15 protein-coding genes, 1 pseudogene and 2 riboswitches are annotated in these 18,075 nt (G+C 61.3%); of the genes and pseudogenes, 9 read left to right on the top strand and 7 right to left on the bottom strand.

Annotated elements, in window-relative coordinates:
- Positions 1–14: 14 nt before the first annotated feature.
- The gene (locus ASD02_RS04755) at positions 15–1,043 is read right to left on the bottom strand and encodes a substrate-binding domain-containing protein (protein ID WP_025429301.1); all 1,029 of its coding nucleotides are present in this window, start codon (positions 1,041–1,043) and stop codon (positions 15–17) included.
- 233 nt (positions 1,044–1,276) lie between these two features.
- Between ASD02_RS04755 and ASD02_RS04760 the strand changes: the two genes are divergently transcribed.
- Complete coding sequence (locus tag ASD02_RS04760; protein ID WP_057221898.1) at positions 1,277–2,263, top strand: substrate-binding domain-containing protein; 987 nt, start codon at positions 1,277–1,279, stop codon at positions 2,261–2,263.
- Positions 2,264–2,342: 79 nt separating this feature from the next.
- Here ASD02_RS04760 and ASD02_RS04765 read toward each other — a convergent pair whose 3' ends face one another.
- From ASD02_RS04765 to ASD02_RS04785, 5 genes are read right to left on the bottom strand one after another with little or no spacing between them, the layout of a single operon-like run.
- Positions 2,343–3,608: an ABC transporter substrate-binding protein gene (locus ASD02_RS04765; RefSeq protein WP_057221899.1), complete on the bottom strand. Its 1,266-nt coding sequence runs from the start codon at positions 3,606–3,608 to the stop codon at positions 2,343–2,345.
- Between the two features lie 22 nt (positions 3,609–3,630).
- Positions 3,631–4,467, bottom strand: a complete 837-nt coding sequence (locus ASD02_RS04770) for a carbohydrate ABC transporter permease (protein WP_057219202.1) — start codon at positions 4,465–4,467, stop codon at positions 3,631–3,633.
- On the bottom strand, positions 4,464–5,378 hold the full coding sequence (locus ASD02_RS04775; RefSeq protein ID WP_057219204.1) for a sugar ABC transporter permease: 915 nt from the start codon (positions 5,376–5,378) through the stop codon (positions 4,464–4,466). Before ASD02_RS04775 ends, ASD02_RS04770 begins: the two co-directional genes overlap by 4 nt.
- On the bottom strand, positions 5,371–6,534 hold the full coding sequence (locus tag ASD02_RS04780; RefSeq protein ID WP_057219205.1) for an ABC transporter ATP-binding protein: 1,164 nt from the start codon (positions 6,532–6,534) through the stop codon (positions 5,371–5,373). Before ASD02_RS04780 ends, ASD02_RS04775 begins: the two co-directional genes overlap by 8 nt.
- The gene (locus ASD02_RS04785) at positions 6,531–7,367 is read right to left on the bottom strand and encodes a metallophosphoesterase (protein WP_057219289.1); all 837 of its coding nucleotides are present in this window, start codon (positions 7,365–7,367) and stop codon (positions 6,531–6,533) included. Before ASD02_RS04785 ends, ASD02_RS04780 begins: the two co-directional genes overlap by 4 nt.
- Positions 7,368–7,800: 433 nt before the next feature.
- On the opposite strand from ASD02_RS04785, the gene ASD02_RS04790 reads away from it, so the two are divergent.
- From ASD02_RS04790 to ASD02_RS04810, 5 genes and pseudogenes are all read left to right on the top strand, one after another.
- Positions 7,801–8,889, top strand: coding sequence for an ABC transporter ATP-binding protein (locus ASD02_RS04790; protein WP_057221900.1), 1,089 nt, complete (start codon positions 7,801–7,803; stop codon positions 8,887–8,889).
- 32 nt (positions 8,890–8,921) lie between these two features.
- The gene (locus tag ASD02_RS04795) at positions 8,922–10,220 is read left to right on the top strand and encodes a PotD/PotF family extracellular solute-binding protein (RefSeq protein ID WP_057209879.1); all 1,299 of its coding nucleotides are present in this window, start codon (positions 8,922–8,924) and stop codon (positions 10,218–10,220) included.
- Between the two features lie 173 nt (positions 10,221–10,393).
- Positions 10,394–11,224: pseudogene (locus tag ASD02_RS04800) on the top strand (ABC transporter permease); the annotation flags it as partial.
- A gap of 1 nt (position 11,225) precedes the next feature.
- On the top strand, positions 11,226–12,047 hold the full coding sequence (locus ASD02_RS04805) for an ABC transporter permease (protein ID WP_025429311.1): 822 nt from the start codon (positions 11,226–11,228) through the stop codon (positions 12,045–12,047).
- A gap of 5 nt (positions 12,048–12,052) precedes the next feature.
- Positions 12,053–12,790 carry an aspartate/glutamate racemase family protein gene (locus tag ASD02_RS04810; protein WP_057221902.1) on the top strand — a complete coding sequence of 246 codons (738 nt, stop codon included), beginning with the start codon at positions 12,053–12,055 and terminating at the stop codon, positions 12,788–12,790.
- Here ASD02_RS04810 and ASD02_RS04815 read toward each other — a convergent pair.
- Positions 12,748–13,692 (bottom strand): LysR substrate-binding domain-containing protein, encoded by a 945-nt coding sequence (locus tag ASD02_RS04815; RefSeq protein WP_057209885.1) that lies wholly within the window; start codon positions 13,690–13,692, stop codon positions 12,748–12,750. The genes ASD02_RS04810 and ASD02_RS04815 overlap by 43 nt on opposite strands.
- A gap of 130 nt (positions 13,693–13,822) precedes the next feature.
- Here ASD02_RS04815 and ASD02_RS04820 point away from each other — a divergent pair, with 130 nt between their 5' ends.
- The 3 genes from ASD02_RS04820 to ASD02_RS04830 all read left to right on the top strand — a co-directional run bounded on the left by ASD02_RS04820 (position 13,823) and on the right by ASD02_RS04830 (position 17,624).
- Entirely contained in the window at positions 13,823–14,116 is a 294-nt protein-coding gene (locus tag ASD02_RS04820) for a hypothetical protein (RefSeq protein WP_057209887.1), read from the top strand.
- 38 nt (positions 14,117–14,154) lie between these two features.
- Positions 14,155–14,375: riboswitch (cobalamin riboswitch) on the top strand.
- A gap of 97 nt (positions 14,376–14,472) precedes the next feature.
- On the top strand, positions 14,473–16,827 hold the full coding sequence (gene metE / locus ASD02_RS04825; RefSeq protein ID WP_057221903.1) for a 5-methyltetrahydropteroyltriglutamate--homocysteine S-methyltransferase: 2,355 nt from the start codon (positions 14,473–14,475) through the stop codon (positions 16,825–16,827).
- Positions 16,824–17,624 (top strand): hotdog domain-containing protein, encoded by an 801-nt coding sequence (locus tag ASD02_RS04830; RefSeq protein ID WP_057221904.1) that lies wholly within the window; start codon positions 16,824–16,826, stop codon positions 17,622–17,624. Before metE ends, ASD02_RS04830 begins: the two co-directional genes overlap by 4 nt.
- A 151-nt stretch (positions 17,625–17,775) precedes the next feature.
- Positions 17,776–18,002: riboswitch (cobalamin riboswitch) on the top strand.
- The last annotated feature ends 73 nt before the right edge of the window (positions 18,003–18,075 follow it).

Below are 18,075 nucleotides of genomic sequence, written 5' to 3' on the forward strand. Positions count from 1 at the left end.
ATGTCAAAAGCCCCTTACTCGTCAATGCCCTTGGTGCCGCGGCGCTTCAGGTACTTGTCCCAGTAAAAGTCATCCGCATTGGCGGCGGTGACGATGGAGAGACCGTTGTCGACGAAGGGAATGCTCATCGGGTTGAAGCCGGAACGCTTGGCGTCGTTCATCGGGTCGATGAGGTCTGGGTGCTTGGCCAGCCACAGCAACATGAAACCCATATAGCCCTGCATGCCCTGGTTCGGGTTGATCGAGCCGAACACTTCGCCGGCCTTGATCATGTCGAGGATGTTGGCGTTGACGTCGGCGCACATGACGAGAACCTTGCCGCCGCTTTCCTTGCTGGCCTGTGCGGCACCGATCGCCGAGTTGGCTTCGGGCATGAAGACCGCGCCAAGGTTCGGGTTGGCCTGGATCAGGCTCATCAGGCCCTGATAGGCCTTGTTCGGATCCTGGTTCGAAGCGGCGCGGCCGACGAGTTTCATGTCGGGCCACTTTTCAGCCATGCGGCCGACGAAAGCGGCGATGCGCTTGTCGTGGTTGTCCTGGCCGGGGTTTTCCAGAACGGCATATTCGCCCTTGCCGCCCATCTTCTCGGCGATCGCATCGGCGGCATAAACGCCTTCGCGGGTATTGTCCGAGGTGATGAACGAAATGCGCTTGGAGAGCGGCGAGTCGGCGGCGAAGGTGACGACCGCGGTGCCCTGGTCGATCGCCCGGTTGATCGGCTCGATGAACGGATCCGAGTTCATCGGATGAACAAGGATACCGGCCGGGTTCTGCGCCAGCGCCTGATCGAAAGTGGCGATCTGCTTGTTGACGTCATATTCCGGGGTGCCGGTATATTCGGTCTCGCAGCCGAACTGCTGGCCGGCCTGCTTGAACATTTCATAGACCGGGAACCAGTATTCGACGCCCGAAACCATGACGTTCATGACGTATTTTTCGCCGGGTTCGCAGCGAAACGGGTTGGCCGTCTCCGCGCTGGCAGGGCCAGCCAGAAACGTCGTTGCAATGACCGCCAGTGCGGTCGAGCTCAAAAAAGTGCGCAAGCGTCCTCCTCGAGGCCAAAGCCCCTCCCAAAAACCAATCGTGCCGTCAGAAATGACCGCTGATGTGTGAGTTTGCCGGAACTCCTCCTCGACTTCCGACTGTGGTGATTAAAACGACGACCAAGGCTTCTGTCAATATAATTCATGGCATGAATAATAATTCATGCCAGTTCTGCAGTGGGTGGCGCAATCGGTTCAATTTCCTGTCACGGATGTTCGCTAGACACCGGCAAATGGCAACCCTTCAGCAAATCGCCTTTCAGGCCGGCTGCTCGTTGGCAACCGTGTCACGCGTCCTCAACGGCGAAGGCCCGGCAAGCGACGAGATGGTCCGCCGGGTCCGTCGCGCCGCAGCCGAGCTTGGCTACCGACCGGCGACATCGACCGCTCGAGGGACGAGCCGCAGCAGTCCCGTGGTCGGCGTGCTCGTCCCAAGCGTGACCAACCCGGTGTTTGCCGCATCGCTCGCTGGCATCCAGCACCGCATGCATGCGGCCGGCCACGGAGTATTGATCGCCCAATCAAACTACGATCCGTCGCTGGAGGCAAAGGCAGTAAGCGCCTTGCTCGAACAAAGGCCGACCGGCCTCATTCTTACACTGTGCAATGCACAGACGAGTGAGGTGCTATCAGCGGCCCTTCCGCCAACAGTGTTGCTCAACAATCTGCCGGTCCCGCGTTTTGCCGCTGCAGTCACAGTCGACAATCATCGTGCGGGCCGAGAGATCACACGGCATGTCCTGCAAAGTGGACACGCCCGAATCCTTTACGTCTCCGGCCATTTCGCCTCCTCTGATCGAGCGCGGCTGCGCTACGAGGGTTACAGCGCGGCAATGAAAGAGACAGGCCTCGCGCCGCTGGAAAGCGTGGAAATCCGGTTCGTTGACGGCTATGAGCACCTCGAACTCACCACCGCGATCGAACGGCATCGGCCAACAGCGATCATCGCCTCCAACGATCTGCTGGCGCTGGGCGTCATCAGCGCCCTCAGGCGCGAGGGCCTTTCGGTGCCGGGCGACGTTTCCGTGGCCGGCTTCGACGGCATCGCCATCGGCCGCCTGATGAGCCCATCGCTGACGACGATGACCATGCCGGACGGCGACATGGGGGTGGCCGCCGCAGCCATGTTGCTTGATATCGCCGCGAACGCCTCGCAGTCCCGCCATCTGCGCCTCGGCCATCGACTTTACGTCGGTGAGACGGTGCAGCAATTGCGCTAGGCGAAACTGAGATCACCACCCCGCAAAATCTCGCGGGATGGTCTCGGTTTCAACGACCAAGTGGGCCGATTGGCGCCGCTTAGCTGCGCGGAAGCAGCCCTTCCACTTCGGCCGCTGCATCCTCGAGCGCCTCCTGCGGCGTCGCAGTCTGCTCGACGACACGCGAGAGGTTCTCGACGATCGACTGCGTCACCTTCACTCCGTTGGTACCAGGAAAGGCATACCATGGCATCATCCGCGGCATCTGCTCGAGGCCTGCACGAAACAGCGAGTTCTCCTTGTAGAAGTTGGCGAGATATTCGGGCGACGCTGCGGCCAATTCATTGTTCGGCACGTAACCGGTGCCGGGCACCACCACCGATGCGCCATAGGGGCCAGCGGCGAACTTCGCAAACTTCCAGGCCGCCGCCTGCTTCTCGGCGTCGCGGGTGAGGATGACCACCGCGTTGCCGCCCGTCGGCAGCGTGCCGTTTTCCGGATCGATCAGCGGGATGTGCGCGGTGCGCAGGTCGAACTTGCTACCGACATTCTTGATGGTGTTGCGAAGGGCGCCCGTGGTCTGGAAGGCAAAACCGACCTTGCCGGCAACGAACGCCTGTTCGCCGGCCTGTTTGGTCAAAACCGGAAGGCCACCTTCCTTGACCATACGATCAAGCACCGCGATCGCCTTCTCGCCCTCCGTGCCGTTGAATGCAACCTTGCTTTCGTCTTCGTTGAGCATGTGACCGCCGGCGCCGAAAAGAAGTGCGGAGAACATCCAGTCGTCGCCCTGCCAACGGAAGTCGATGCCTTCGTTGCCGTCGCCGAGCGCCTTGATCTTGCCCCCGAGCGCGATCACTTCGTCCCATGTCTTGGGCGGGCTGTCCGGGTTGCCGCCAGCTTTGCGAACGAGGTCGGCGTTGTAGTACATGATCGGATTGGAGGTCGCGAAAGCGAGACCGACCTGTTTGCCGCCGACCTGGGCGAGCTTCAGGATGTTGTCCGAAAAGCCCTGCTCGGCCATGTTGCCGTCCTTGGCGAGGAACGGGCCCAGGTCGACTGGAATGTCGCGCTCATTGACCATGCGCAGGCGATTCAGCCCGATGAACGTCAGGTCAGGCATCTCAGCCGTGCCGGCCTGGCGCATGATCGTCTGAATGCCTTCTTCATAGGTCGCCGACGGATTGGCGAAGGTAATCTTGACGTCGGGGTTTTCCTCCATGAACTTCTTCGAAATCGTGTCCATCACGTCCTTGAAGAAGCCTGGCATCGGATAGTGCACAGTCAGCACCGTTTCGGCATGAGCCGCAACGGTGAAGGTCATTGAGATCGCGGCGGCCGCGAAAAGCTGCTTGAACTGCTGCATGACGTACTCCTGGTTGGACCGGTCAGCCTTTAAGCCCGGTCATGGTGATGCCCTCGACAAAACGCTTCTGTGCAAGCAGGAAGGCGGTGATGAGAGGAAGGGTGATGATCAGAGTGGCCGCCATCAGCGCGCCGTAGTCGTCGCCTGCTTCGGCCGCTCGGAAGTAGAGAAGTCCGAGCGGCGGCGTAGCGTAATCCTGGTTGGTCACGACGATCAGCGGCCAGAACAGATCGTTCCAATGGGCAACGACCGAAAAGATCGCAAAGGCGGTAATCGCCGGCCAGGCATTGGGCACGACCACCCGAGCGACGATGCCGCCTTCCGACATGCCGTCGAGGCGTGCCGCCTGGATGAGATCGTCCGGGATGGCGCGGAAGAACTGCAGGAACAGGAAGATCGCGAACACCGATATAGAGAACGGAGCGACGAGCGCCAGATAGCTGTTGAGCACCGACAGCCGGTCGAAGGCGACATAGAGCGGCAGTGCCGTCGCGTGGATCGGCACCAACAGACCGATCATGACGAGCACCATCATCGTGCGCGCCGCCCGGAACTTCAGCTTGGCCATGGCATAGGCGCACGGAATGGCGACGACCACCTGCACGACGAAAATGAGAGCGCAGACGATGACCCCGTTCATGAGCAGCGTCCACATCGAGACCCGCGAAAGGGCCTTCGAGAAATTCTCGATGTAGGACCATTGCTGCGGAATAAGCGATAGCGACGACGAGAAGATCTCGCTCTGCGCCTTGCCGGCGGTTGAGATCATGAAAATGTAGGGAGCGAAAAAAATGAGCGCCCCGAGCGAAAGGACGGCGAGCCGCATGATGCGCCCCAGGGAAAGCGAGGTCGTGATCATGCGTAGTGCACCTTCCGGTCGAGGACGCGGTATTGCAGGAACATCAAGGCGACGAGGATGGCCAGGAACACGACCGTCATCGCCGAGGCGTAACCGACCCGGAGATAGACGAAGCCCTCCTGGTAGATGGTGAAGAGCAGCACTTCCGACGCCTTGTTCGGGCCGCCTTCGGTCAGGGTCTTCACCGTCTCGAACACCTTGACAGAATTGATGATGCTGATCGTGGTGACGAAGAGCGTCGTCGGTCCGAGCATCGGCCAGGTAACGAGGCGAACGCGATCGAACCATGACTTGGCACCATCGACCTCCGCTGCCGCATAAAGCTCGCGGGGGATCGCCGTAAGGCCGGCCAGAAACAAGACCATGTTGAAGCCGACCGATTGCCAGACGCCGATGATGGCAAGGCCATAGAGAACCGTTCCAGAGGCGCCGAGCCAGTTCGGGCCGGCGATACCGAAATAGGCGAGAAAGGCGTTCACCGGGCCGATCGTCGGATGAAACAGGAACTGCCAGACGGTGGCCATGGCGACGAGCAAGGAGGCCACTGGCAGGAAATAGACGGTGCGGAAGAATGCCCTGCCGCGGGTCTCGGCTTCGATCAGCATGGCGATCGCCAGCGCCAGCACGATCGATACCGGAGCGACAATGACCGTGTAGACGGCGGTATTCCAGAGCGACCGGCGGAAGGTACGATCACCGGCAAGCTCGGCATAGTTCTCAAAGCCGACAAACCGGAAGCCGGCATAGCCGAGCTCGAAATCGGTGAAGCCGAGGACGATAACTGCCAGCGTCGGCAGCAGGATGAACAGGAACAGGAGCACGATTGCCGGCAGTGCCAGCAGCCAGGCGATGCGCGCCTCGCGTGCGGCCGGCTCGACGGCAGTATGATCCACGGTCGCGACGCTAGACATTGGCCGTCTCCAGACTGGCGGCAACTTCGATCGGTCGTGCCGCCATGCGCTCGCCGCCTTGGCCGAAAAGCATCACGCGATCAGGCACGACATCGAGCCCCACCGGTCTTCCAGCCGACAGTGCCGCCGCCTCGGAAGGTGTCGATTTACTGGTAATCGTCTCGCCGATCGCGTCGAGACGGGCATGGACGATGACCTCCGAGCCCAAGAACTCCAGGCGTTCGACGCGAGCACGCAACATGCCGCCTTCGTCGGTGCGGAGCCGGGCGAATTCCGGCCGGAACGCGACCATGACCGGCGTCTCTCCGGCGCGGCGTTCGCCGGCCAGGACCAGTCCGCCGAAACGGACGACACCAGAGGCATCCATGCGGGTCTCAAGCACGTTGATCTTCGGCTGGCCGAGAAAGCGCGCAACCTCGATATGAGCCGGGTTGTCGTAGATCTCCCTGGGGTCGGCCAGTTGTAAGAGGTGGCCACCGATCATCACCGCTACACGGTCGGCCATCGACAAGGCTTCCGACTGATCATGCGTGACGTAGAGCGTCGGCACGCCGGCGCGGCGATGCAGATCGACGATTTCGCCGCGCGCGTGAACGCGCAGGTTCGCGTCAAGATTGGAGAGCGGTTCGTCCATCAGGAACACACTCGGCCGCCGGACCATGGCCCGCGCCAGCGCCACGCGTTGCCGCTGACCACCCGACATCTGCCCGGGCTTGCGGGTCAGCAGGTGATCTATTTTCAGCGACGACGCCATCTCGTTGACCTGACGCGCTATGTCGGCGCGGATCTGCCGCTGACCCGGCAACAGATTTCCAATGAAAGGCAGACGCTGCATCGCGGTCAGCCACCGCATGGCGAGCGGAACGGCAATGTTCTGACCCGCGGTCAAATGCGGGTAGAGCGCGTAGGATTGAAAGACCATGGCAATGTTGCGATCGGCGGCCCGCACCCGCGACACGTCGCGACCTGCAATGGCGATATTGCCATGATCGGCGTGATCCAATCCCGCCACAATCCGCAGAAGCGTGCTCTTGCCGCATCCGGATGGCCCGACAAGCGCAATAAACTCACCCGCTTCCGCCTCGAAGGCAATGTTCTTCAGGATGGTGTTTCCACCATAGGATTTGGCGATACCTCGAAGCGAAAGCACGCTCATCGAACCGCCTCCACGAGCGCCTTTGCGGCGCGCGGATAGACCTCTTCGATCACGTGATCGAGGATATGCGTCGTCAGCCCAGGCACGGCGACGATCTCGCTCGAAACCTGGCGGCCCTCGAAACGATGCACAACCGCGCCCACCAGCCGTTCACCGGGCATCTCGCGCTCAAGGGTATCGACGATAAAGGATGTCGGCGGAGCCCATACGAGGGATGTCCCGTCATGCTCGCCGGTCCAGGCCCAGTGAAGGTGGCCGCTGGCGTGAAGCGCGACATTGCGGCCGGCCATCAGGTCGAAGAGCCGCTGGCGTTGACGCGGCCGCACGCTCCAGTAGCCGGTGTCGCCCTCGCCCGGATCATCGACGAAAAGCGGTTTATGCGCGAAGATCGCGACCGGGCAATCCCCCGCGGTCTGCAATTGCTCTTCGAGCCAGCCGAACTGCCGTTCGTCCTCCTCGTCATCGAAGCCAAAGAGCTGACTGTTCAGGCCGATGAAACGCCAATCACCACGGTCGGAGGACCAATAGTCCGGGCCCGCGTGGGCTCTCCAGCGGGCAAGACGGACGGGATCGACCGGCTGGCCTGAGCCCGGCAGATGCCCGACGTCATGGTTGCCCGGCACCATCAGCACTGGTGCGGAAAGCTGCGCCATCAGTTCCACAGCAAAAGTGATGTCTTCGAGGTGATCGGCTCCGTCGATCGTCAGGTCGCCGGTATGGATCACCAGATCTGGCGCCGTCGCCTCGATCCATCGGAAGACAGGCTCCCAGTTGTCGGTGAAATGCGATTTCGACGGGCTGAGATGCGTATCGCTGATCTGGATGATCTTCACGGAATTCGGGCCTCCGACCATGGTCATTGCGCATGTCGTCCGGAAGCCGTGTCGCTCCCGTTCGGTGCTTAGGTCGCACTGTTTAGGGAGCTGTCTTGTCAGTTTGGTAACAGACGTTCTCAGCTGTTTTTCAGTTTCTCCATGAAAGCGTCACGTTCCGACGTCCATGCGCGACCGTGATGGCGGGTGGAGGAAAAACGGACTGGCTTCTCGCCAAAAGGCGCGTGGTGCCTGTGCTCAAAAATTCACATGATCGTATACAATAATTGGCGAATATTGACGACAAAAGCTCATTTCGTGAGCAGAAGGTTGTTGCGCCGGATACTGCGGATTCGGCGGTGACACTAGATTCCTAAACGAAAATATAGAGTTATCGTCGCCGCACGAGATTGGCACGTTTGATGCTTCTTCCCTGTCATCAGGAGAAGCCATCATGCCGAAAGCCGCCGAAATCGATATCGTATCTGTTTCCAAGATCTACGGCGCGACAACCGCCGTGCACGCCATCAGCCTCAAGATCCCCGCAGGCAGCTACTGCTGTTTTCTCGGGCCGTCGGGCTGCGGGAAGACATCCACGTTGCGCATGATTGCCGGCCACGAGAGCATTTCGTCCGGCGACCTTCGTCTCGGCCATGTCGTCGTGACCGATTTCCCGCCGGCCCGCCGCAATACGGCGATGATGTTCCAGTCCTACGCCCTGTTTCCTCATCTCGACCTCGTCGACAATGTCGCCTTCAGCTTGAAGATGAAGGGCGTCGACAAGGAAACACGCCGGGCCAAGGCGCTGGCCATGTTGAGGCTGATGCAGATGGAGGCCTATGCCGGCCGTCGGCCGGCGCAGCTTTCGGGCGGACAGCAGCAGCGGGTGGCACTCGCACGCGCCTTGATCACCGAACCGGAAGCTCTGCTGCTCGATGAGCCATTGTCGGCGCTCGATCCATTCCTCAAGATCCGCATGCGGGCAGAGCTGAAGAAGCTGCAGAAAACGCTGGGCATCACCTTCGTCCATGTCACGCACAGCCAGGAAGAGGCCATGGCTTTGGCCGACCTGATCGTGGTGATGAACGATGGCCGCATCGAGCAGGCGGCAGCGCCACGTATCGTCTTCGAGCAGCCGGCAACCGCCTTCGTCGCCCGGTTCATGGGCGACCACAATGTGCTTTCGGGCCGAGTGAGCGCCATCCGTGACGGGATCGTCGAGATGGAGGCGGCCGGTGGCCCGAGGTTTGCCGTTCGCGACATCGCACAGGAAATCGGTGCGCCAATCGACATCGGCATCCGCACCGACCGCGTTCGCCTCGAGCCTGCCTCGGAAAAGACCCTCGGTTTTCAGGCGGTGGTCTCCAACATCGAATATCGCGGCGCTTCGGTGAAGTTGACCGTCAGTGGCGCCGGCAGCGACGACTTCACAGTGATCGTCAGCGATGCCGACTATTTCAACAAAACCGTGTCGGTCGGCGACGCGGTGTCCCTGAGCTGGGCCCTGGAGGATGTCGTCCCCCTCGGTCGCCTTTCAGCATGAGTGACCAACCATCAAAAAAAGGGGAACTGCGCATGACGAATGAAACTACACCGAAGACCTCGAAGGAGGGCCTGTCCCGACGCACGCTGCTCAAGACCGGTGCGGCGGCAATCGGCGCGATTGCCGGGTCCGGGGCGATCACCGGCTTTCCGACGATCTGGGCGCAAAACCCGATCACGCTGCGCCAGTTCGGCACCGGCGTTTCCAACATCAATGCCATTGCCGAGAAGTGCAAACAGGATCTCGGCATCACACTGGAAATGACTGCGACGGATTCGGACGCCGCGGCCCAGCGGGCAGTGACGCAGCCCGATTCCTACGACATCGCCGACATCGAATACTGGATCGCCAAGAAGGTCTTCCCGGCCGGAGTGATGCAGCCGATGGATGTCTCGAAAATCAAGTACTACGACAAGATCGTCCCGCTGTTCATCGACGGCAAGCTGAAGCCCGAAAGCATTATCGCCCAAGGCACCGCCCCGCACACCGTCGGCTTTGTCGAGGCGCAGGCTTCCAGGACCTTCGCGAAGTCGCCGACCCAGTGGATGACGCTCATTCCGACGATCTACAATGCCGATACCCTCGGCATCCGCCCGGATCTCGTCGGCCGCGACATCACGAGCTGGGCCGACATCATGGATCCGGCCTTCAAGGGCAAGGCCGCGATCCTCAACATCCCGTCAATCGGCATCATGGATGCCGCCATGATCATGGAAGCCTTGGGCAACGTCAAATATGCCGACAAGGGCAACATGACGACGGATGAGATCGACCAGACGATCGACTTCCTCATTAAGGCCAAGCAGGACGGTCAGTTCCGCGCTTTCTGGAAATCCTTCGACGAGAGCGTCAACCTGATGGCCTCCGGTGAAGTGGTGATCCAGTCCATGTGGTCACCGGCCGTCGCCGCCGTCCGCTCGAAGGGGATCGCGTGCAAATACCAGCCGCTCAAGGAAGGCTATCGCGCCTGGGGTGGCGGCCTCGGCCTTGCCGCTCATCTCCAGGGCGCCCAGCTCGACGCGGCCTATGAATACATCAACTGGTACCTGTCGGGCTGGGTCGGCGCCTATCTCAACCGTCAGGGCTACTATTCGGCCGCCATGGACACGGCCAAGGGCTTCATGTCCGAGGACGAGTGGGGTTACTGGGTCGAGGGCAAGCCGGCAAAGGGCGATATCCTCTCGCCGGAGGGCAAGGTCATGGAGAAGGCCGGTGCCGTGCGCGATGGCGGCTCCTTCGAAGACCGCATGGGCAAGGTCGCCTGCTGGAACTCGGTCATGGATGAGGATCGCTACATGATCAAGCGCTGGAACGAGTTCATCGCGGCTTGAGGCAGACGAAACGCCCTCGCTGCGGCGCGCCCTCGAATGGGGCCGCCCGCAGCGAGCGGAACCTGACGAGCAACGCGAGAGGATGAACAATGGCGGTAGTGGCAATTTCGCAGCCATCGGGGGCCTTGGCCGGTAGACCCAGCAGTGTCCGTGCTTGGCTGCAAAGGCTGGGCGCCTATCTGCAGGCGCTGCCTCTCATCCTCATTCTCGGGTTCTTCTTCGTGCTGCCGATCCTGACGGTTCTTGTCGTCAGCTTCTGGGACTACGACTTTGCCGGGCTTTATCCGGACTTCCTGACCATGAACTATGTCGACACGCTCGGTTCGTGGGTGACGTGGAAGACCTATCTCAACACGTTGAAATTCACCGCCCTCGTCTGGTGCCTCACACTCTTGATCGGCTTCTGGGCCGCCTATTTCCTCGCATTCCACGTGCGCACGACGACCATGCAGATGGTGCTCTTCCTCATCTGCACCGTGCCGTTTCTAACCTCGAACATCATCCGCATGATCTCCTGGATCCCGGTGCTTGGACGCAATGGCCTCGTCAATTCGACGCTGATCGACCTCGGCATCATTCCGCAACCGATCGAGTGGCTGCTCTATTCCGATTTTGCTGTCGTGCTTGCCATGGTTCACCTCAATACGCTCTTCATGGTGACGCCGATCTTCAACACGCTGATGCGCATTGACCGTTCGCTGATCGAAGCGGCGCGCGACTGCGGCGCCAGCGGCCGGCAAGTGCTCTGGAACGTCATCCTGCCACTCGCCAAGCCCGGCATCGCCATCGGCTCGATCTTCGTCGTCACCCTCGTCATGGCCGACTTCTCGACGGTTCAAGTTATGTCGGGCGGACAGAGCGCTTCGGTCGCGCTGATGATGAAGAACCAGATGTCACTGCTGCAATATCCGGCTGCGGCCGCCAATGCGGTAGTGCTGCTGATCGTCGTGCTCCTGATGGTCGCCGCGATCCTTCGGGTCGTTGATATCCGAAAGGAACTCTGAGATGAACCATGAGCGGCGCACCCTTGAATTCTACCTGCTCGCGGGCTTCTTCGCCCTGTTCGTGCTGTTTCTCTACGGGCCGTTGTCGGCGGTGCTGATCCTGTCCTTTCAGGGGCCGAATGGCGGTCTCACATTTCCGTTGAACGGACTATCGCTGCACTGGTTCTACAATCTCTTCGAGAAACAGGCGGTCGGCGACTTCGGCGCGTCCTTCCGCCGCTCATTCACGCTGGGACTGATGGTGATGGTGGTCAACGTCGTCGTGGCGCTCCTCGCCGGCCTTGCCTTTCGCCACCGCTTCAAGGGGGCGACGGCCCTCTTCTACCTGACCGTTGCCAGCCTGGTCGTGCCCTCGATCATCATCTCGCTCGGGATCGGTGTCGTCTTCCAGCAGTTTGGCCTGAAGCCCGCCTGGTATTCCTCCGGCTTCGGCGCACATCTTACCTGGACCCTACCCTTTGGCGTCTTGATCATGTTTGCCGTCTTCAACCGCTTTTCGCCGGCCTATGAAGAGGCGGCCCGCGATCTCGGCGCCACCCCGTGGCAGACGTTTCGGCATGTGGTGCTGCCGATGATAGCGCCGAGCCTGATCGGGGTCGGCCTCTTCGGCTTCACCCTTTCCTACGACGAGTTCGCCCGTACACTGATGACCTCGGGCAGCTACAACACCCTGCCATTGGAAATCTACGGAATGACCACCAATGTGACGACGCCGGTGCTTTACGCGCTGGGCACGGTCACGACGCTCTTCTCCTTCACCACCATCCTCGTCGCGCTTGCCGTCATTCTGACGCTTCGTCGGCGGCAGGTAAAAATGAGCTAGGTTCGATGCGCATTCTGATCGTCAATCCGAACACCACCCTATCCATGACCGAGAAGGCGGCGGCCGCAGCCCGCGCCGTCGCGGGCCCGAACACGGAGATCATCGCGAGGACGTCCAAGTCCGGACCGGCTTCGATCGAAGGCCACTATGATGGCGCGATCGCGCTTCCGGGCGTGCTCACCGAAATCCGGGACGGCGAAGCGGCAGGCGCCAACGCCGCCGTCATCGCATGCTTCGACGATACTGGTCTGGAAGCAGCCCGCGCGCTTGCCCGCATCCCCGTGGTCGGGCTTTGCGAATCCGCTGTGGCGACGGCCGCCATGCTTGCTCAGCGTTTCACCGTCGTAACCACACTCGAGCGGTCGCGTGTGCTTATCGAGAACCTGGTCATACGCTATGGGATGAGTGCCCGGACGAAGGTTCGCGCTGCGGACATCCCGGTGCTGCAGCTTGAGGACAAGGCTTCGCCCGCGTTGGCGAAGCTGCGATGCGAAATCGAGCTGGCGCTCGTTGAGGACGGCGCCGAGGCGATCGTGCTTGGCTGCGCCGGGATGGCCGATCTTGCGCGCGCACTTCAAGCCGAATACGGCGTTCCGGTCATTGATGGCGTATCGGCAGCCGTCAAGCAGGCCGAGGCGTTGGTGTCGCAAGGACTGACGACCAGCAAGCGCGGCTCCTATGCTCCGCCGCTCAGCAAATCCTATTCAGGTCTTATGAGCGCGCTCGCACCGATCTCGGCTTGAGACCGTACCGAGGGAAGCTCTCCGGCCACGGCGGCCAGCTGCGCGTTCGATGTGGCGGCTTCGGCAATGATCCACTCGCGAAACACCTGGATCTTGTTCTGCCGCCGGTGGCTTTGCGGATAGACCAGCCAATAGGCACGGCCATCCCTGACCACATGGTTGAACGGCCGGACGAGTTTTCCGCTGCGAAGCTCCTCAATCACAAAGGTGGAGACGACCATGGCAATGCCATGATCGAGCAATGTGGTGGCCACATCCATTGCCTGGACGTCGAAGATCAGCTCAGTGCCATTGCTGGCCGGCGGTTCCACGCCCGCTTCGGTCATCCAGCGCCGCCACCAGCTGGCGTTGCCGAAGCGCCTCACCGTGAGAACGTCGGCCGGATCCTTCAGCTGATGTTTTTCCAGGAACGTCGGCGTACAGACGGGCATGTATTCGATCGGGAAAAGAGGAAACACTTCATTGCCCGACCAGTCGCCGTTGCCGCTGCGCACCACGAGATCAATCGCATCGCGCTTGAAGTCGATCAGCTCCGTGGACATGTGCACGCGAATGCTGATGTTTGGATGGGCTGTCTGAAACGAGGCGAGCCTGGAACCAAGCCAACTTGAGACGACGGTTGGCAGTACCGAGATGTGCAGGTGATGCTCGGTCTTGTCGGCAATCTCGGAGAACGCCGTACCCAGTAGATCGAGCGCCTCGGTCACCTTCGGCGCAAGCTGCCGTCCGGCAGCCGTCAAGCGCACTTCCCGCGGCAGACGGACAAACAGCGGCGTGCCGGTGCGGTCCTCCAGCAGTCGGATTTGATAGCTGACAGCGGCTTGCGTCATGCCGAGCTCCTGCGCCGCGCGGGTGAAACTCAAGTGCCTGGCTGCGGCCTCGAACGCGCGCACCGCACTCATGGGGGGAATCTTGCTCATGAAGTGAGATAAGCATTCTTTATGGCAGCATGCGAGAAATCGCTTTGCGCGAAACCACCAAAATCCTCAATTTTCTCGCGAACACATCACCACAGAACTGAAGGGGTTAGCAATGCTTAGCGCACTGCGATCGATCATCCTCCACGTCTGGACTTCGGCCAAGAGAGCTGCCGACGCCACGACGACCATCGATACATTCAGCGAGTTCCAACTGAGGGACATCGGCCTGACGCGAGACAATGACAGCATCCGGGCGCGCGCGGGCGATGTTGCTGATCCGTGGCAGCACGTAGCGGGCTCTGATCCGGGCGGTGCCCTTTCGCCGCAGACGCCAAATGATGAAGTCGCGTCGCCGCCCTCGCGACAAGCTTTCGACCTCGGCCGAATGGAGAAAATAAAGACATAAACATTTCTTTATACGATTGACGCCGTCGACTTTGCGGGGCATTGTCGAACAATCGTGGTTCTGCGGCTCGTCTGACGACAGGCCGGAGCTAAGAGGGAATTCGGTGCGGCGCTGCAAGGCGCTCATGCCGGAGCTGCCCCCGCAACTGTAAGCGGCGAGCGGTCGTCCAATGATGTCACTGAGGGAGACGCCTCGGGAAGACGGGACGGTTCGTGTTGACCCGCAAGCCAGGAGACCTGCCGCGATAGATAACGTCCACGGGCGGGGTGTCCGATGTGTCGCCTTGACGAGCGAGCCAGTCTCGGTCGTGGATGCGTCGCATTCAAAGCCTTGCCCACAACCTTCGGGGTAAGGAAATGACAATCAAGACAGCCAATCTCGGCTTTCCACGTATCGGCAGCCACCGTGAACTGAAGTTCGCGCTGGAGCGTTATTGGGCCGGCAAGATCGAGAGACAGGACCTGCTCGACGTCGCCGCCAGGCTGCGGGCCGAAAACTGGGCCGCGCAAAAGGCGCGTGGGATCCAGATCATTCCATCGAACGACTTCTCGCTTTACGACCAGGTTCTCGACACATCAGTGCTGGTTGGTGCGGTGCCACCGGCCTATGGCTGGAAGGGCGGCCCGGTCGACCTCGACGCCTATTTCGCCATGGCGCGCGGTTCGACGACTGCCGCCTGCGCGTCCGGTTGCACGCATGGCGGGCCCGACGGGGGCAACCAGGCGCCGGAGATGACCAAGTGGTTCGACACGAACTACCACTACACGGTTCCGGAATTCGCGGAGGATCAGCGCTTCGAGCTGACGAGCAATGCGCCGCTTGACGCCTTCCTCGAAGCCAAGGCGCTCGGGCATGTCACCCGCCCTGTCGTCCTCGGCCCCGTCACCTTCCTGAAACTGGGCAAGGCGCTTGCCGGCGGATTCGACACCATCAATCTGATCGAGCGGCTGCTGCCTGTTTATACGAAGCTTCTCACCGAGCTTGGGGAAGCCGGCGTCGAATGGGTGCAGATCGACGAGCCATGCCTGGTGCTCGATCTCACTGAGCGGGAACGCCAGGCGCTGGCGCTGACCTACCAGACGTTCGCCTCGGAACTTCCGCAGTTGAAAATCATGCTCGCGACCTATTTCGGCGCGGTCAGTGACAACATGCCGACAGCCCTTTCGCTGCCGGTTGCCGGGCTGCATGTCGACCTCGTGCGGGCGCCGCAACAGCTCGACTTGCTACTTCAGACGGTACCGGCACAGCTTGTGCTGTCGCTCGGCGTCGTCGATGGCCGCAATGTGTGGCGTACCGATCTTGCCGGCCTCTTCCGCCGGCTGCAGCCGTTGATCGAGGCGCATGGCCGCGATCGTATCGAGCTTGCACCATCGTGCTCGCTGCTGCATGTGCCAATCGACCTCGATCTCGAACGAGCGCTCGATCCGGAGCTCGTCTCCTGGCTTGCCTTCGCCCTGCAGAAGCTGGACGAACTCAGCCTGCTTGCCCGCGCATTCGAGCCGGGCCTGGCCAATCCCGAGCAGGTCTTTGCAAAATCGATTGCTGCGGTCGAGGCACGGCTGACCTCGCTCAAGGTCCACGATCCACTCGTTGCCGGACGCTTGAAGAACCTGACGGCAGCAGACAGCCGCCGTCAATCGAGTTTTGCAACGCGCCGGCGGCGGCAGGAAGACAGGCTGGCACTGCCGCTCTTCCCGACGACGACGATCGGCTCCTTCCCGCAGACGTCAGAGGTGCGCCAGGCACGATCGCTGCATGCCAAGGGCGAGCTCAGCTATGTCGACTACCTCGCCTACCTGCGCCAGGAGACGGAGAAGGCCGTGCGCTGGCAGGAGGAAATCGGCATCGAGGTGCTGGTGCACGGCGAATTCGAGCGCAACGACATGGTGCAGTATTTCGGCGAGCAGCTCTCCGGCTATGGGTTCACTCAGAGCGGTTGGGTGCAGAGCTACGGCTCGCGCTACGTACGCCCGCCGATCATCTTCGGCGATGTCTCGCGCCCGAACCCGATGACGGTCGATTGGGCAACCTATGCGCAGTCGCTGACGGACAAGCCGATGAAGGGCATGCTCACCGGCCCGGTGACGATGCTGCAATGGTCGTTCGTGCGCGACGACCTGCCCCGGTCGATCGTATGCCGGCAGATCGCACTGGCGCTGCGCGACGAAGTCACCGACCTGGAAACGGCCGGTATCGCCGTGATCCAGATCGACGAACCGGCGCTGCGCGAGGGACTGCCACTGAGACAGGCCGATCGAAAGGCCTATCTCGACTGGGCGGTCGAGTGCTTCCGCATCAGCGCCTCCGGCGTCGGTGACGAAACCCAGATCCACACCCACATGTGCTACTCGGAGTTCAACGACATCATGGCGGCGATTGCGGCAATGGATGCCGATGTCATCTCCATCGAAACCTCGCGCTCGAAGATGGAGCTGCTCGGCGCCTTTATCGATCAGGCCTATCCGAACGAGATCGGCCCCGGCGTCTACGACATCCACTCGCCGCGGGTACCCACTGTCAACGAGATGGTGCATCTGATCGAACAGGCGACCGACGGTCTGACGCCGGCGCAGATCTGGGTCAATCCGGATTGTGGGCTGAAAACAAGGCGGTGGGAGGAAGTTCGCCCGGCGCTCGTCAACATGGTCGCGGCGGCGCAAACGCTGCGCCAATCCTTCACTGCCGGCCGGCAAGAGGCCGCAAACGCATGACGGACGATAGCAATATCGAGAAGGCGCCGGGGGAAACCCCGGCGCCCGCCACCTTGATCGACATCGTCTTTCCCGGCGACACCAATCACCACGGCACGCTCTTCGGCCGTGCGGGCCTCGCACTCATGGACCGGACCGCCTTCATCGTCGCCACGCGCCACGGCCGCGTTCCCTTCGTCACCGCCTCCTGCGATCGCGTCGACTTCCGCGGCCCCGCCCACATCGGCCATATCGTCAGCTGCAGCGGCCGCCCGATCCGGGTCGGGCGGCGTTCGATGGTCGTCGAAGTCGATATGATCGCGGAAGATCTGACGGCCGGCACCCGCGATCTGTGCGCCCGCGGCCAGTTCACCATGGTCGCGATGCCGGAGGGCAAGGGCGCCGGCTGGTCGTTGCCTTCTCTCGACACCGATGCGATCGGAGCGCCAAAAGACGATGCCGTGCGCATGGTCGATATCGTCTTTCCGGATCAGGCCAACAGCTTCGGCGCCATGTTTGGCGGCGACGCGCTGGCGCAGATGACCAAGGCCGCCTTCGGCGCGGCGACACGGGCGAGCCGCAAGACGACAGTGCTCGCCTCCTGCCAGCGCATCGATTTCAAGCACCGGATCACCGTTGGCTCGATCATCGAGCTTGTCGCCAGGATTGTGCGCACCGGACGGAGCTCGACGACGGTCGATGTCGAATTGTGGTCAGAGGATTTGACGGGAGCGAAACAGACCCTGACTGCCCATGGCGCCTTCATCATGGTGGCAGTCGACGGGGACAATCGTCCTGTTCCCGCCTTCGCGGCTTGAGGATTTCAGCAGAGCTGTCAATGACGGCTCTCCATCCACAGGCTTCGCCGACACTTGTCGTTTACTCCCCGCTATCCACACCCGAAAAAATATTGTCCGCCTCCCAGGTGGCTTCGACATGGAACCTATTGACGCAATTTTCCCGACATATACTATATCTAGTGTTCGAGGTTCTCCCGATTCGCAAGGATTGGGAGCGAAGATGGGAATACGGTGCCGTCGTAGCGATTTCGCTTGGCTAAGCCGTGGCTGCCCCCGCAACTGTAAACGGCGAGCAACTGTCCAGCATTCGGCCACTGAAGCATGATGCTTCGGGAAGGTCCGGACAGAAGCACCGACCCGTGAGCCAGGAGACCTGCCTCGATCGATAAACGTCCACGGGCGGGGTGTCCGGAGAGGTCAGAGGTGTGCATGGGGCAGGATGAAACCTGCCTGATCGTCTCGACGTCTC

Source organism: Ensifer sp. Root1252 (assembly GCF_001425885.1).
In the GTDB taxonomy this organism is placed as follows: domain Bacteria; phylum Pseudomonadota; class Alphaproteobacteria; order Rhizobiales; family Rhizobiaceae; genus Ensifer; species Ensifer canadensis.

Excerpts from the sequence above, each read along its gene's own strand:
- ASD02_RS04760 (WP_057221898.1), top strand. The coding sequence starts at position 1,277 with ATGGCAACCCTTCAGCAAATCGCCTTTCAGGCCGGCTGCTCGTTGGCA.
- ASD02_RS04765 (WP_057221899.1), bottom strand. The coding sequence starts at position 3,608 with ATGCAGCAGTTCAAGCAGCTTTTCGCGGCCGCCGCGATCTCAATGACC.
- ASD02_RS04770 (WP_057219202.1), bottom strand. The coding sequence starts at position 4,467 with ATGATCACGACCTCGCTTTCCCTGGGGCGCATCATGCGGCTCGCCGTC.
- ASD02_RS04775 (WP_057219204.1), bottom strand. The coding sequence starts at position 5,378 with ATGTCTAGCGTCGCGACCGTGGATCATACTGCCGTCGAGCCGGCCGCA.
- ASD02_RS04780 (WP_057219205.1), bottom strand. The coding sequence starts at position 6,534 with ATGAGCGTGCTTTCGCTTCGAGGTATCGCCAAATCCTATGGTGGAAAC.
- ASD02_RS04790 (WP_057221900.1), top strand. The coding sequence starts at position 7,801 with ATGCCGAAAGCCGCCGAAATCGATATCGTATCTGTTTCCAAGATCTAC.
- ASD02_RS04795 (WP_057209879.1), top strand. The coding sequence starts at position 8,922 with ATGACGAATGAAACTACACCGAAGACCTCGAAGGAGGGCCTGTCCCGA.
- ASD02_RS04805 (WP_025429311.1), top strand. The coding sequence starts at position 11,226 with ATGAACCATGAGCGGCGCACCCTTGAATTCTACCTGCTCGCGGGCTTC.
- ASD02_RS04810 (WP_057221902.1), top strand. The coding sequence starts at position 12,053 with ATGCGCATTCTGATCGTCAATCCGAACACCACCCTATCCATGACCGAG.
- ASD02_RS04815 (WP_057209885.1), bottom strand. The coding sequence starts at position 13,692 with ATGAGTGCGGTGCGCGCGTTCGAGGCCGCAGCCAGGCACTTGAGTTTC.
- ASD02_RS04820 (WP_057209887.1), top strand. The coding sequence starts at position 13,823 with ATGCTTAGCGCACTGCGATCGATCATCCTCCACGTCTGGACTTCGGCC.
- metE (WP_057221903.1), top strand. The coding sequence starts at position 14,473 with ATGACAATCAAGACAGCCAATCTCGGCTTTCCACGTATCGGCAGCCAC.
- ASD02_RS04830 (WP_057221904.1), top strand. The coding sequence starts at position 16,824 with ATGACGGACGATAGCAATATCGAGAAGGCGCCGGGGGAAACCCCGGCG.